The sequence below is a fragment of the Hymenobacter elongatus genome (assembly GCF_004745955.1).
Classification (GTDB): domain Bacteria; phylum Bacteroidota; class Bacteroidia; order Cytophagales; family Hymenobacteraceae; genus Hymenobacter; species Hymenobacter elongatus.
In genome coordinates this window covers 1-12307 of sequence record NZ_SRLD01000027.1, presented here as the reverse complement: position 1 = coordinate 12307, position 12307 = coordinate 1, and the positions used below count along the sequence as shown (strand labels likewise).

Sequence of the window (12307 nt, the reverse complement as noted above, 5' to 3'; positions counted from 1 at the left end):
TTCTCCTTTCCTATGAACTACTCAACGCGCTACCTCGCCTTGCTGGCCCTGGGCCTGACTGCTTCCTGCCAATCCAAGGAGGATAAGGCAGCTGCTCAAATTGTCGGTGCACTACAAACCAGTGCCGAGAGTCCCGCTGAACAAGCCAAAGCAAACGCCTGGAAAGCGGCAACCACGCTGCCCGCTGCGCTGCCGGCGTCGGCGGTAAATGTGCAACCGGGGGTAGCCCAAATGCTGCCGGAAGAAGGGTACTTAGAACTGGTTTCGGTCACCAATCAAACACCGGTCGCGGCTATCCTGGCGCTGCCAGCCGGGCTGCGCTCCTCCAAGCCGGACTACCCCAAAGTAGGACCGGGCTACCGGATTCCCTTTGAAGCGGTGCTACGCTGGAAACCTATGGGCTTTGGCAAGAGCAAGCCCGGCGTGGGCAAGCTACAAATGCCCACGGCTAAGGATTCCCTGCGCGGCTTTTTCATCAGCGAGATAGACCGGGGCGGGAAAGTGGTGCCGATGCGTCCCGCGCAGCCCGTCAAGGTTCAGGGGGTGCTCTATGCCTATGCAAGCCCTGATGGGGGCCAGGGAACCGGCTTACTAACCTACCCCTACCGGGGTCTGCAAATCTCTTTGCCTCTGGCCAACTAGGGGCAGTGGGGAAGAAAATCCCATCCTCCTAAACTACCTCTTGTTGACTTAAAAGCATTTCCAATGGATTCTGCCAAAAACCTAAGCACTTCTTTCTCCACCATGCGCAACTTAGCCATGGGGAGTGTTTTAGCCCTGCTCCTCGTGTCCCTGGCGGCGGGCTTCCTCGTGTACCGGGCCTATGAAAACAGCGGCCGGCGCGTGTACGTGGTGGGCCAGACTGGCTCCGTGGCCGCACTCTCTGCGCCCACCACCGAAACGCATACGGCCTACGAGGCCCGGAACCTGGTGCGCAACTTCATGCTGACCATGTTTGGGCACGACCAATACACCTACAAAACCAACCTGGATGCAGCCCTGCCGCTCATCGAAGGACGCGGCGGCCGGCGCATCTACGACGGGTTCACGCGGGGTCAGGTGCTGCAGAACTACGAGCGCTACGCCGCCCGCAACGTCGTGACGGTGGACAGTGTGAGCATTGACCTGAACCACCGGCCCTGGTCGGGCCGAGTGTACATCAAGCAGCGCATTTTCATTGGGGGCGAGCAAAAGGAGCCCCTGCCGCTGGCCGCCAGGTTTAATCTGGCCGAAACCAACCGCTCGGATGCCAACCCCTACGGCATGCTGATTACCAATTTTGACTACATCCCCTACAACCCGCAGGTATCGCGGGAGGAGCTGCAAGCCCTGAAAGAGCAGGAAGCCGACCGGCAGCGGGCCCTGTTGGAAGCGCAGCGCAACGCGGGGGCAATGGCTCCCGAGGCTGACAACACACCAGCCTCCCAACCGGCCCCGGGCCAAGCCCTGCCGGCTGCTCCGGGCAAATAAGTTTCTTCCTTCCTTAAGCGTATTTCTATGTTGTCTAAACTTCTGCTGGCCCTGGGCATGCATGTGCTGCTGGCTTCGGCCACATCAGCCCAACCCACGTCGGCCCTGCTGCGGCCGGCCTCCTCGGCGGTGCACGCCGCACCGACGCTGCTGGACGTGGCCGTATCGGATAGCTCGACCACCTACCTGGTTTTTAGCGGCCCCGTGTCGCTGGTCGACGTGGGCATGGCCAATAATTACCTGGTTAAGATTGAGGCCAATGCCGTGTTTGTACGGGCCCGCCGCAAATCCGCGCCGCCCACGCCCCTGCTTATCCGCTTTGGGAGCAAGTACTGGATGGGCAGGCTCGTGTACGTGAACCGGCCCGTGCTGCAGCTCTACGACTTTCAAAAAGACGGGGCCCTGGGCATGAGCAGCGGCAGCGGTATGGCCGCCGGCTCGGCTCCGGAAAATGAGCTGGCCCTGGACAAGGAGCGGGAAAAGAAAGCAGCGGTTGAGGGCAAGCTGGGCAAGCTCCGCAAATCTAAGGAGGAGCACCAGGCGGTGGCCGTAGTCGACAACGACCTGGTGCTCTCGCTGGCCAATGTCCGCAACGACAAGGATTTTACCTACCTGCGCTTCAAAGTTATCAACCACTCAGCCATCGACTACAACGTCGATTTCACGGACTTCCAATTAGTGGAAAATGCCCAAAAGAAGTTTCTGGCCAAGAAAAAGAACGAAGCGCGCCGCCCGCTGGCTCCCTCGGGCGGCCTGGCCAACCAAGTTGTTACGGGCCGTACCACCGGCTACCTGACTTATGCCATTCCGCTCTACGCGGCGACCGACCGGGGCTACCTGGAGGTGACGCTGCGCGAGCTGAACGGGGCGCGGGTGCTGGTGCTGCCGGTGCCTTCGCGGGTCATCAATCGGGCCTCTACTATCTAACCCTGCACTTATGGAACCTGCAAACCCACACACCCAACCCCCATCCATGGGCTCGGCTGAGCACGACGATCACGAGCGGTTGGGCCCGGAACGGCCCGCGGCTGACAAGGCGAAAGCCAAGCCGCTGGAAGTGCTGCGCAATAATTGGATACTCCTTACCGGCCTACTGGTAGTGCTGGTCGGCGGGGGCCTCTATCTCTGGCTGCGCTCCGCTACCCAAGCCGCGCATCAACACAAGGAAGTCGTAGCAGCGGCTTCGGAAAACATCGAGCCCGAAATCAAGGCCGCGCCTCAGGCGCCGGCCGAACCGGTTTCCCCCTCGGCGCAAATCGAGCAACAGCGGCGGTTGGAGCAAGAAGCCCAAAATGCCCCGGCCCGGCCCAACACCGATGAGGTCGTGGAAGCCTTTGTAGCCGATACCCTGGGTCAGGCCCTGCGCCGGAAGCGGCGGGCAGCGGCGGCTACCCTGGCCACCCGTCGCCGGCAGGAGGAAGCCCGGTTAGCCGCGGCTGACGTGGACACGATTGAAACCACCATTCAGGACCCGTCCACGGGCTCTTACCATTCTCAGACGCTGGTGGTCCCCCGACGTCGCCCCGGCCAGGTGGTAGGCGCTACGGCCCGCCGGGCTAGCTCCCGGGCGGCGCGGGGCCTCCGAGCCGGCCTGTTGCCCGCGACCGATACCGACGGCACCCCCTTTGAAACGGACCCGGACGTGCTGGCCATGCTGGGCTCCTCGCCACCCGAAACCCGCGCCGCCTACGAGCGCATGACGGGCAAGCGCTTTCGCGACCCCAAAGCTGCCGCGCAGACCCTGGCTAACCGCGCCGGGGCAGCGGGCATGGATGGCTTTAACACCGTCAAGGTGGGTAACTCCGCCCGGATGATGGCCCAGGGCAACCAGGCCGAGCTGGTGCCCGACGTGTTTTTCAAGTGCGTCATTAACGGGGAGCAAAAGGTACGCACCGGCTCGGTGGTGATGCTACGGCTGCAGGAAGATGCCGTGGTGTCGGGCGTGACCTTTCCCAAGAACTCCATCTTCGCCGGCATTGCCAGCGTGGGCACTAACAACGTCATGCTAGAAGTAAACCGCCTCGGGCCCACGCGGGTCGCGGCCAGCATCTACGACTACAACTACATGCCGGGCATCATGATTGACCCGGTGAAACGAGTAGCCAAGGACGCCAGCATGACCGGCCAGGACTTGCAGCAGCAATCCATGCAAGAAGTTAGCACAGCCATTGACCGCTCGGCCTCGGCCGCGAATTCGGTCGTCGGCGTGGGCGGGCGCGTGGCCATGGGCGTGCTCAGCCGCCCGAAAAGCCGCACTAAGCTCCGGGACGTGCTGCTGCCCGATGGCTACCCCATTCTGATTACCACGCCGGCCGCCGGCCAGATGGGGCCGGCCACGGCGTCAGGACGCTAATCCTTTCCTTTCTCCAACTCTAAGACAATGAAAAAGACTCTTTTTCCGGCCCTGGTGGCCGTCGCGTTGCTCCTTGCCCCAGCCGGTAAAGCCTCGGCACAGATGGTGGTTAATGACCCACTGCATATGGGGGTTCAGATTGGCGAGTTTGCCAAGCGCCTGCAGCAGTGGTCCACCACGGTCCAGAACTACCAGGTCGTGAAGGATGCCCGCCAGATTGCCGGCGTCACGAAAGACATTACCAGCGAGGTTCGCAGCCTGACGCAGGAGGGACTGGACCTGCAAAAGCAAGTGCAGGCAGATTTGAGGAAGGTGCAAAGCATTCAGGATTTGCGCCTGTCCAACCCACAGGAGTTATTTGCGCGGGCCCTCTCCATGTCCGGCCGGAGCCAAACCAACCAGATGATGCCGGTTTATGCCAAGGCCCAACGCCTGCGGCAGGCCCTGCAGCTGACCAACCCCGCGCAGGACGTCAATACCATGTATGACGTGTTCTCGCGTTTCGGGGCCAGTTCGACCGACCCCAACGGCAACCTGACCAGCGACCAGTACCAAGCCAAGCGCGAGGAGTCGACGGTTTCGCTGTTTGCGGCAGAAGAGATGATGGCCAAGCGCAAGCTGGCGATGGCCGTAAACTACTACAAGATTGCCGACGAAATGACCGCGCAAAGCGTGGAAATGCAGGCCACTCTCAAAAACCCGGGCCGCTATGCGATGACGGAGGGGGAGCGGATAGCTGCGCTCAATTCCTCCAACGACAACATGATTAAGGCCATGCAGCTACGGGAGCAGGGTGACCGCCTGTTCATGGAGGCTTCGCAAGCAGGTCCGGCCCACCAGGCCGCTGAAGCAGTGTTCGCCTCGACCCTTAGCCGGAACGCCCTCATTAAAATGGACCGCAACCGGCCGCGCTAGCGAATATAAAAAAGCTTCTTTTGATGGTGCTTATAATGGCAGGGACCGGCATATTGCCGGCCTCCTCCCAACGCCACGTTAAACACATTGCCTCCTGGGGAGCGCACATCGGCCGCTCTGAGACTGGCAACTACTACGAGTTGAGCTATACCCCCATGCTCACCAACCGCTTGGCCCTGCGCCTGAGTGGCGGTTACGAAAACGGCCACCAGACTTCGCGGGGCGAATACTCGGTGTATCAGGGCCAGGTGTTGCTCTCGCCTCAACTTTTTCATCTCGGGGAAGTGGCCTATTTCCATTTGCTGGTGGGCGCGGGAGCGGGCTTCGAGTGGACCAACCAGAACGGCTCCGGGGAGTTGGTTGCCGGTTCGAGCGAACCCCAACGCTTCACTTATGGCCCACAAGCCGGCCTCGAAGCAGATTTCTTCTTGGGCAACCGCCTCTCGCTGGTTGCCACTGGCACGAAAGGCTACTTGTTCAACAATTCGCTTATCGACCACTGGCCCAGCCTGGCCAGCGTCGGGCTGCGGTATCACTTTCGCTAACCCTTCTTCCTGAGCTATGAAACGACTTGCCTATCTACTCATGAGCTGCGCAGCCTTGGCCACAGCCCCTGGCTGCTCCAAAGACAACGACGCGGCGCCCACCAGTCCAAAAGAGTACCAAGTACAGTACAAGGTTACCTCCGTCAATGCTGCGGTGTCTGACTACATCAGCTACGACAACGAAAGCGGCGGCACGACGACCGTGAATAATGTGCCCTTGCCAGCCAGCTACTCATTTAAGCGCACCATGAAGCAAGGCGACCACCTCAGCATCTTGGCCAGCATTGATGGGGGAACACCAGCATCCGAAATAACGGTAGCCATCCTACTCGATGGCAAAGAGGTAAAAAAAGAGACTGGGCGTGGCATAGATGCACAGGCCGTTCCAGTGTACGTCATCGGTCAATAAACCACCTGTAAGCATCTTAAAACAGCATTTCGCTTGCTTCGCCTACGGTCCGTCTTTGATGGTTCGTAGGCGATTTCTTTTGGGGCTAGTTTGAGACTTTAAATAGAATGTAGAGCTAAGCCCATCCATGAAAACGCTACTCCTATTTTGTGCCCTTTCCTAGCACCTGCATCTCGTTTTTATGGAAGAGGCTGAAGTTATTGCTGTTTGTGAATACTTGTTAGGGTTGCGCTGCCCAAGGCAAGCACATCGGCCGGCCCAAAGGCCTGGACGCCGAGAACTTGGGCAAAGTGCGGAAAGCGCTTGAAAAAGGCTTGTCCGTGGCTGAAACCGTGGAACTAACCGGCATCAGCCTCTCCAGCGTCAAACGCTACTGCAACCACCTGCAGGCAGCGCTGGGTTAGTACTGCCGTGGTCAAAAGGGCTTAGAGTAATCCTATGTTTGCAACGGACTTACCTTCAGGTGCTGACAGTGACAGGGAGGAGTAAGGTTGATTAGAGTAAAGGGCCTTTTTGCAGCCCGTCTAAAATGAGAATCCCCTCCCTGTTCTTGGGCGACGTTGGACAGTTCCAGTAGGCCTGAGAGCCTGTATCAGGATTGAAAATAGCTCCCTAGAAACCACTGTTTGGCCAGATTTCAAGCACTTAATCTCTTTTCTCCATGGAAGCTACCTTGAACGTAGTCGGTATCGATGTGAGCAAAGCCACGCTGGCGGTGTGCTATCCCGTACAAACGCGGCTCCAGCACGCCGAAGTAAGCAATGCAAAAGCCGGCTTTGAAGAGCTCGTGCGCCGTTGCGGAGCGGAGTGCCTGTATGTGATGGAAGCCACCGGCTCGTATTATCTGGCCCTGGCCTATTACCTGGTCGAACAGGGGGCACAGGTAGCTGTCGTCAATCCGCTAGTCGTCAGACGCTTCATTCAGATGCACCTGGGCAAGGGCAAGAGCGACCGCAAAGATGCCCAGTGGTTGCTGCGCTACGGCCAGCAACAGACGCCTACGCCTTGGCAGCCAGACGATGCCGTGCTGGTTGAGTGTCGGCAGCTGGAACAAGTGAGTGAGCAGCTGATTCGACAAAAGACGATGACCCGTAACTCGCTGGAAGCCTTGGCACAGCACCCGGTGGTGGGTCCGCTAGCCGAGCAGCACCTGCGCCAAGCGCTCAACCGATTGGAGGAGCAAATTCAGGTATTGGAAAAGGAATTGGTCACCTTATTGGAACAACACTATGCCCGCGAGATGCCGCTGCTGTGCTCCATCCCCGGTATTGGGCGCAAAACGGCCGCGATGTTGCTGCTATTTGCCAAAGGCTTTACGCAAGTGGAGAACTATCGGCAACTGACGGCGAAAGCGGGCCTTTGCCCCCGCGAATATAGTTCGGGCACGAGTGTACGCGGCAAGTCCCGCATTACGCGCATGGGTGGCGGACTGATTCGCAGTAAGCTGTTCATGTGTAGTTTCTCGGCCAAAAACGCCAACGCGGCTTGCAAAGCCCTGTATGACCGCCTAGTGGCTAAAGGCAAGAATGGCAAACTGGCCTTGATTGCCGTCTGTAACAAACTACTCAAGCAGGCCTGTGCCATCGTCAAATCCGGCGTGCCATATCAACCCGATTTTGCCAGAATCTCGGCCTGATTACTTGCTTTTGAACACAGTTCATTTTATCCCCCGCTGCTATAAGAAGGCCAAAAGCTGTCAACTGCACTACGAGGCGACATACTTGCGCATAGTCGGCGTAAGCCGCGGCATCGTCGACCTGATAAAAATGGCCCGCAGCGGGGTTTCCTTCCGGCATGCGGTAACAAAACCGGTACACGCGGCGGTCCCAGATGGGGTAGGCGGCCGGGTTCACGAAGTGCAGCACCTTCAAAGCCACCACCACCGAGCGGTTGACGGCGGCCTATTACAAGCACATCGGCTTGCCCAAAGGTTTCGAACTGACGTGTGAAGGCCACCCATCCCCCTGAACGTCAACTATCCCGACACGACCGAAGCCGTCAGACTGCTCAAACTTCCCCACCCGCGCAAAATTAAGCCGTCCCAGCTAGGCTTTCACTTTCAACGAAAAAAGGTGTTCAGGTGATCAGCCAGCGAAAAACTGGTTGACCGTGTCATCGTTCCTGCAAAATAGCGCGCTGAATGCGCGCATTCAACTCATTTCGTTTGCGTGAAAGTGATGACGCGCTTAGAAAACGTCCCATTTAGTGGCTACGAAAACGGGTCATTGGGGTAGCATAAGAGTTAGGAGAGGGATCGATTCGGAAACAGGATATTTATGAAAATTTCAGTGGTAGCACTGAGCCAAAACCAGTCCCATAAAGATAAGTTTACGCTATACGCGAAATGGTTTCAAACCTACATTACATGAAAAGACTGTTACTCGCCAGCGCCGTCATCATTTGTTCAACTATTGTTACAAACGCTCAACTTTTCCGCTTTCACCATGTGTTGCCTAAAACGTTGCCACCGGCAGCGAATACGCCAGTGACACCACAGGTCGAAGGCGTAGAAATCAAGAACAAGCTCAATGCACAGGCCGTCGCTCAGAACTACCCCGTAACAACAGAGACCGCTGTAAATTTCCTCTACCGAGAAATAGGCAGCAAAGAAGAACCTAAACCTATTTACACGGGACGTCAAGGAATTTGGGCTGTAGTAAAAATGAACGGGGTAGTACCTGTTGTAGACGTCTGGCAAATTAAGAATCTGACTCCGGTCGAATCTCGACCTGATGTTATCAATGAAGCCACCGACTTAGATAAACACCAAATTGAAATCGACCTTTCGAGAAAAAACGTGGGTGCCCCTACACGGGTAATTAAGATCCCATTTCGTGCTTTTTTAGTCAGCTACAACACCGTACCCTTGCGCTTTAGGTGGAACGCCCGAGGCAGCACAAACCCTACACCAGCAACGTCCGATCTTAGCTTTGCTGTCAATGTGGGTGGTGTTCGGGGAAACTCATTCTTTAGCCCTCGCGGCGTCAACCACTACGGGTACGCATTAAGCTTTTTCGTTGGAGCGACGACTGTTTCTTTAGGCAAGACTACTTACTATAACCAAAGCAGTTACGAATACGATCGCACCAACCTAGGTCTTTCCACAGGGCTTGCCTTTACATTGATTCGTAATAATATAGGTTTAGTCGTTGCCTTGGGGGTTGATCACAGCACAGGAGTAGATAGTGAGGAATGGATATATCAACGTAAACCTTGGGTCGGTTTTGGTATTAGTACCGGGCTTGGCTTTTTTTAATAAACAGAATACCAACTGACACCAATTATTCTGTTGTCTTGCGCTGCTTAGTCAGCAGCCTATGGCTTAGGAAACGCTAATTTTACATATTAAAAGTCATTGCGCTGTACTTGCATTATGCAGAGATGACTGGCATAACCCGAACACATCACACCTTCAACCTACGTTGCTCAATGCTTGTGGGCCTGACTGGCCCACAATAGGTCGCTCAGAACATGTTTAATATGGGAAATATGTTTAATATAAAAGTATACAAGAAGTTACTGCTGGTTAATGACCATTTGCTCTCAATTTTTGATTAATACAAACGTATGTTAGAAACCCGTACGCCTGACTGAAAGAGATAAGTAAAATGATTCCTTAGGCGGTAGTTTCTAAGAAGGTGTATACAAAGTCAAACTGGGTGTAAGCGGCGGCACATGAGGTGAATTATGGCGACGAAAATCCAGGCGCGGCTACTCTGGGGCGTGGTTTCCAAGTCGCGGGTGCCGAGGCGGCGGTTGTGGCTGAGCCAGGCGAAGGTGCGATCGACCACCCAGCGCCTGGGCAGCGCGGTAAACGTTTTGCTACCGGCCGGCTTGGCGACAATCAGCACCTGGCACCCATCTGGGGCCGCACCGGCAACCAGCGGCCCGCTGTAACCGCCATCGGCCCACACCCGCCGGAGCGCCGGATAGCACCGACCTGCTTCGCTCAGCAGCGGCCCCGCTCCCCGTTGGTCTTGTTCGCTGGCCGGCTGCACGTGGGCCACCAAGACCAGGCTCAAAGTGTCGACGAGCAAATGGCGCTGGCGGCCGGTTATGCCTTTGCCCGCGTCGTAGCCCTAACAGCCCCCCTTTTACCCGCCGTGCGCACGGCTTGGCTGCCGAGAATCGCGGCGGTCGGCTGCGGCGCTTTGCCCGCGTGCCGCCGCACCGACGCCCGCAACGCTTCGTGGACCTGCGCTAGCGTCCCGTTGGCGCGCCAGCGCCGGAAGCTGCCCCACACCACGTTCCAGGGGGGCAGGTCGTGGGGTAGATTGCGCCTCGAGCAGCCGTTGCGTGCTTGGTAGAAAAGGGCGTCCCACACCGCTCGCACGGGCCAGCGCCGTGGCCGACCGCCACGCCCGTTGCGGGCGCCAGGCAGTACGGAATGCACTTGGGCCCACTGTTCATCCGTCAAATCCGTCGTGTACCTCTCTCGCTCCATGCCTGGCTCTACGTAGCCAGCGTGACTTTGTATACAGCCTCTAAGTGTATAGTCCCAGCGTGGGGTGGATCGGGTCTCGGGTAAAGATAGCCGGGTTCTTTTGCCACTAGGCACAGACAAATTCGTGTGGGGTAAGCCCGCGCAAGGTCTTCAGACGCTTGGCGTGGTTATAGGCCAGCAAAAAGGCTTGTAGGTACTCCTGGAGCTCGTCGGTGCTCTGGTAGTGGAAGCGCTGAACCGTCGCTTCTTTAATCGTGCGGTTCATGCGCTCGACCTGGCCGTCGGTCCACGGGTGGCCTGGTTTGGTCAACCGGTGCTCCACGCCGTATTCCCGGCAGATGCGGTCAAAACTGTGCCCGCCCGGCAGGAATTGGTGCGGCTGGGGCGTGAACTGCACCCCGTTGTCCGTCAGCACGGTATGCACTTGATAGGGCAACTTGTCGAGCACGCGCCGCAGAAACTCCGCTGCGACGACCCGTATGGCCCGCGGGTGGAATTCGGCAAACGCCACTTTGCTGGTGCGGTCAATGGCCACGAAGAGGTACTGGCGGCCTTCTTCGGTCTGGACCTCGACAAAGTCGACATGCAGATAGCCGATGGGATAGTCCTTGAATTTCTTTTTCGGCGGGCTCTGTCCATCCTCGGTCAGCGGCAGGCGACTGATGCCGTGGCGTTGGAAACAGCGGTGCAGCGCCGAGCGGGACAGGTGCGGAATCGTGGCCTGCAGCGCGTACAGGCAATCATCCAGCGCCAGCAGGGTGTGCCGCCGAAAGGCCACGGCGATGGCTTCTTGCTCAGGGGTAAGCACCGTCGAGGCCGGTTCGGGCCCCATGCGCGCGTCCAGCACGCTGGGGCGTTTGCGCCACTTGGCCACCGTTTTCGGGTTGATGCTGTAGCGGCTGGCTAAGCTTTGTAGGCTTTCCTGGCTGTGTTGGATAGCGGCCCGTATTGCCGCCGTTGTGCGGGCGCTGCCGTGGAGTACTTGTCCCATAGATGCGTGCGAAATTCCAGCCCGGAAAATACACCATCACTCCCTGGGACTATACATCTAAGGCTCGGTAGGAGCAAAAGTAGTGGCCAACCGGATTTTTAGTCAACGAACTGCAGCAAACAGTCGGGGAACTATCGCTCTCATTGCGGAAAGCAACGGGAACGCACGAAATACACGCGAAATTCAGTGGTAGCACTGATGCTGTGTCAGAATGAAGTAGCGTCCTTTGATATCAAGCAGAATTTCTTCTAAAGCCCACGAATAGCCTCGGAAATGCCCCAGGCCTGTCTGGCTGTCGGTTGTTTCTTTTGCCAACTTCTCGCTTAAGTTTCAATCTCCATGTCCTTCGGCACTTTTTCAGAAGACCCACAGGCCACGTGGTTGACGGGCCCATACGACGCCACCGACCGTAACATGGAACTGTTGCGCGATTTCTGGTTTAAAGACCCAGCCGGCACCACATGGCGGGCACCTCAAGGCAGCGTCGTGAACGGCGCCAGCATTCCTGCTCCGCTCTGGTCCACAGTGGGTTCTCCCTACACTGGCGCTTATCGGCGCGCCTCCATTGTGCACGACGTAGCCTGCGACCTATCCATGCACGCCCCCAACCCTCAAGCAGCTCGTTCGGCCGCGGACTATATGTTTTACCAGGCGTGCCGGGCCGGGGGCTGCTCCGCGGCGGAGGCCGAGCTCCTATACGTAGGCGTGCGTCTCAGTGCTTGGATGCCCCGCATCACATTCTGGAACGAGTTCCGGCATCCGATGCAAGAAGCGTTGCTAGCCACTGACCGGACCATGCCCGACACTTCGGAAGAAAGCCTGCGCACTACGTACCGCGAAATTGCGGCCGACCTACGAGCCCGACCTAACCCGATTCGCCCTTTTCGTCAACTCGAATCTTTGGTGGATAGGCATTTAAAAGCCAAGTCAGCCCAGTACACTACTCGTACCCCGCGGGCCGCCACGACCCGACCATCCAAGTCCCGCACAAAGGGATAAGTCGCAACGCAAGTACCAGACGCTGTGCTTTGAAATCAGGGCTGTATATCAAAGCATAGCCCCACTATTAACTCACTTAACCCTCATACCCATGGCCATTACCCAGCAAGAAATTGACGCGATAGACCAATTCATTGAAACAGCTGCCAATCAAGGCCTCGACGCGGCTTTGGCAGCCCAC

12 protein-coding genes and 2 pseudogenes are annotated in these 12307 nt (G+C 57.5%); 11 read left to right on the top strand and 3 right to left on the bottom strand.

The window, feature by feature from the left end:
* The first annotated feature begins 12 nt into the window (after positions 1-12).
* From E5J99_RS13810 to E5J99_RS13765, 10 genes are all read left to right on the top strand, one after another.
* Entirely contained in the window at positions 13-642 is a 630-nt protein-coding gene (locus E5J99_RS13810) for a hypothetical protein (protein ID WP_135498404.1), read from the top strand.
* 102 nt (positions 643-744) lie between these two features.
* Entirely contained in the window at positions 745-1470 is a 726-nt protein-coding gene (locus E5J99_RS13805) for a conjugal transfer protein TraK (RefSeq protein ID WP_167852130.1), read from the top strand.
* Between the two features lie 27 nt (positions 1471-1497).
* Positions 1498-2397: a DUF4138 domain-containing protein gene (locus E5J99_RS13800; RefSeq protein WP_135498402.1), complete on the top strand. Its 900-nt coding sequence runs from the start codon at positions 1498-1500 to the stop codon at positions 2395-2397.
* 10 nt (positions 2398-2407) lie between these two features.
* Complete coding sequence (traM, locus tag E5J99_RS13795; protein ID WP_135498401.1) at positions 2408-3823, top strand: conjugative transposon protein TraM; 1416 nt, start codon at positions 2408-2410, stop codon at positions 3821-3823.
* 27 nt (positions 3824-3850) lie between these two features.
* Entirely contained in the window at positions 3851-4738 is an 888-nt protein-coding gene (locus tag E5J99_RS13790) for a hypothetical protein (protein ID WP_135498400.1), read from the top strand.
* 35 nt (positions 4739-4773) lie between these two features.
* Complete coding sequence (locus E5J99_RS13785; protein ID WP_135498399.1) at positions 4774-5283, top strand: hypothetical protein; 510 nt, start codon at positions 4774-4776, stop codon at positions 5281-5283.
* 16 nt (positions 5284-5299) lie between these two features.
* Complete coding sequence (locus E5J99_RS13780) at positions 5300-5692, top strand: hypothetical protein (RefSeq protein ID WP_135498398.1); 393 nt, start codon at positions 5300-5302, stop codon at positions 5690-5692.
* Between the two features lie 248 nt (positions 5693-5940).
* Positions 5941-6096: a helix-turn-helix domain-containing protein gene (locus tag E5J99_RS13775; protein WP_262713014.1), complete on the top strand. Its 156-nt coding sequence runs from the start codon at positions 5941-5943 to the stop codon at positions 6094-6096.
* Positions 6097-6353: 257 nt separating this feature from the next.
* Positions 6354-7328, top strand: a complete 975-nt coding sequence (locus E5J99_RS13770; RefSeq protein ID WP_135498397.1) for an IS110 family RNA-guided transposase — start codon at positions 6354-6356, stop codon at positions 7326-7328.
* Between the two features lie 729 nt (positions 7329-8057).
* Positions 8058-8948 carry a hypothetical protein gene (locus E5J99_RS13765; protein WP_135498396.1) on the top strand — a complete coding sequence of 297 codons (891 nt, stop codon included), beginning with the start codon at positions 8058-8060 and terminating at the stop codon, positions 8946-8948.
* A 394-nt stretch (positions 8949-9342) separates the two neighbouring features.
* On the opposite strand, the pseudogene E5J99_RS13760 reads toward E5J99_RS13765, so the two are convergent.
* The 3 genes and pseudogenes from E5J99_RS13760 to E5J99_RS13750 form a co-directional block, all read right to left on the bottom strand.
* A pseudogene (locus E5J99_RS13760) lies at positions 9343-9759 on the bottom strand (transposase); the annotation flags it as partial.
* On the bottom strand, positions 9747-10136 hold the full coding sequence (locus tag E5J99_RS22285) for a transposase (RefSeq protein ID WP_135498394.1): 390 nt from the start codon (positions 10134-10136) through the stop codon (positions 9747-9749). The gene E5J99_RS22285 and the pseudogene E5J99_RS13760, both read right to left, overlap by 13 nt.
* A 40-nt stretch (positions 10137-10176) precedes the next feature.
* Positions 10177-11127, bottom strand: a pseudogene (locus E5J99_RS13750) (IS481 family transposase).
* A gap of 339 nt (positions 11128-11466) precedes the next feature.
* Between E5J99_RS13750 and E5J99_RS13745 the strand changes: the two are divergent.
* A complete protein-coding gene (locus tag E5J99_RS13745) occupies positions 11467-12126 on the top strand; it encodes a DUF1353 domain-containing protein (protein ID WP_135498392.1) in 660 nt (219 codons plus the stop codon).
* Positions 12127-12307 lie beyond the last annotated feature (181 nt).

Coding starts and splice junctions, on each gene's coding strand:
- E5J99_RS13810 (WP_135498404.1), top strand. CDS start 13: ATGAACTACTCAACGCGCTACCTCGCCTTGCTGGCCCTGGGCCTGACT.
- E5J99_RS13805 (WP_167852130.1), top strand. CDS start 745: ATGCGCAACTTAGCCATGGGGAGTGTTTTAGCCCTGCTCCTCGTGTCC.
- E5J99_RS13800 (WP_135498402.1), top strand. CDS start 1,498: ATGTTGTCTAAACTTCTGCTGGCCCTGGGCATGCATGTGCTGCTGGCT.
- traM (WP_135498401.1), top strand. CDS start 2,408: ATGGAACCTGCAAACCCACACACCCAACCCCCATCCATGGGCTCGGCT.
- E5J99_RS13790 (WP_135498400.1), top strand. CDS start 3,851: ATGAAAAAGACTCTTTTTCCGGCCCTGGTGGCCGTCGCGTTGCTCCTT.
- E5J99_RS13785 (WP_135498399.1), top strand. CDS start 4,774: ATGGCAGGGACCGGCATATTGCCGGCCTCCTCCCAACGCCACGTTAAA.
- E5J99_RS13780 (WP_135498398.1), top strand. CDS start 5,300: ATGAAACGACTTGCCTATCTACTCATGAGCTGCGCAGCCTTGGCCACA.
- E5J99_RS13770 (WP_135498397.1), top strand. CDS start 6,354: ATGGAAGCTACCTTGAACGTAGTCGGTATCGATGTGAGCAAAGCCACG.
- E5J99_RS13765 (WP_135498396.1), top strand. CDS start 8,058: ATGAAAAGACTGTTACTCGCCAGCGCCGTCATCATTTGTTCAACTATT.
- E5J99_RS22285 (WP_135498394.1), bottom strand. CDS start 10,136: ATGGAGCGAGAGAGGTACACGACGGATTTGACGGATGAACAGTGGGCC.
- E5J99_RS13745 (WP_135498392.1), top strand. CDS start 11,467: ATGTCCTTCGGCACTTTTTCAGAAGACCCACAGGCCACGTGGTTGACG.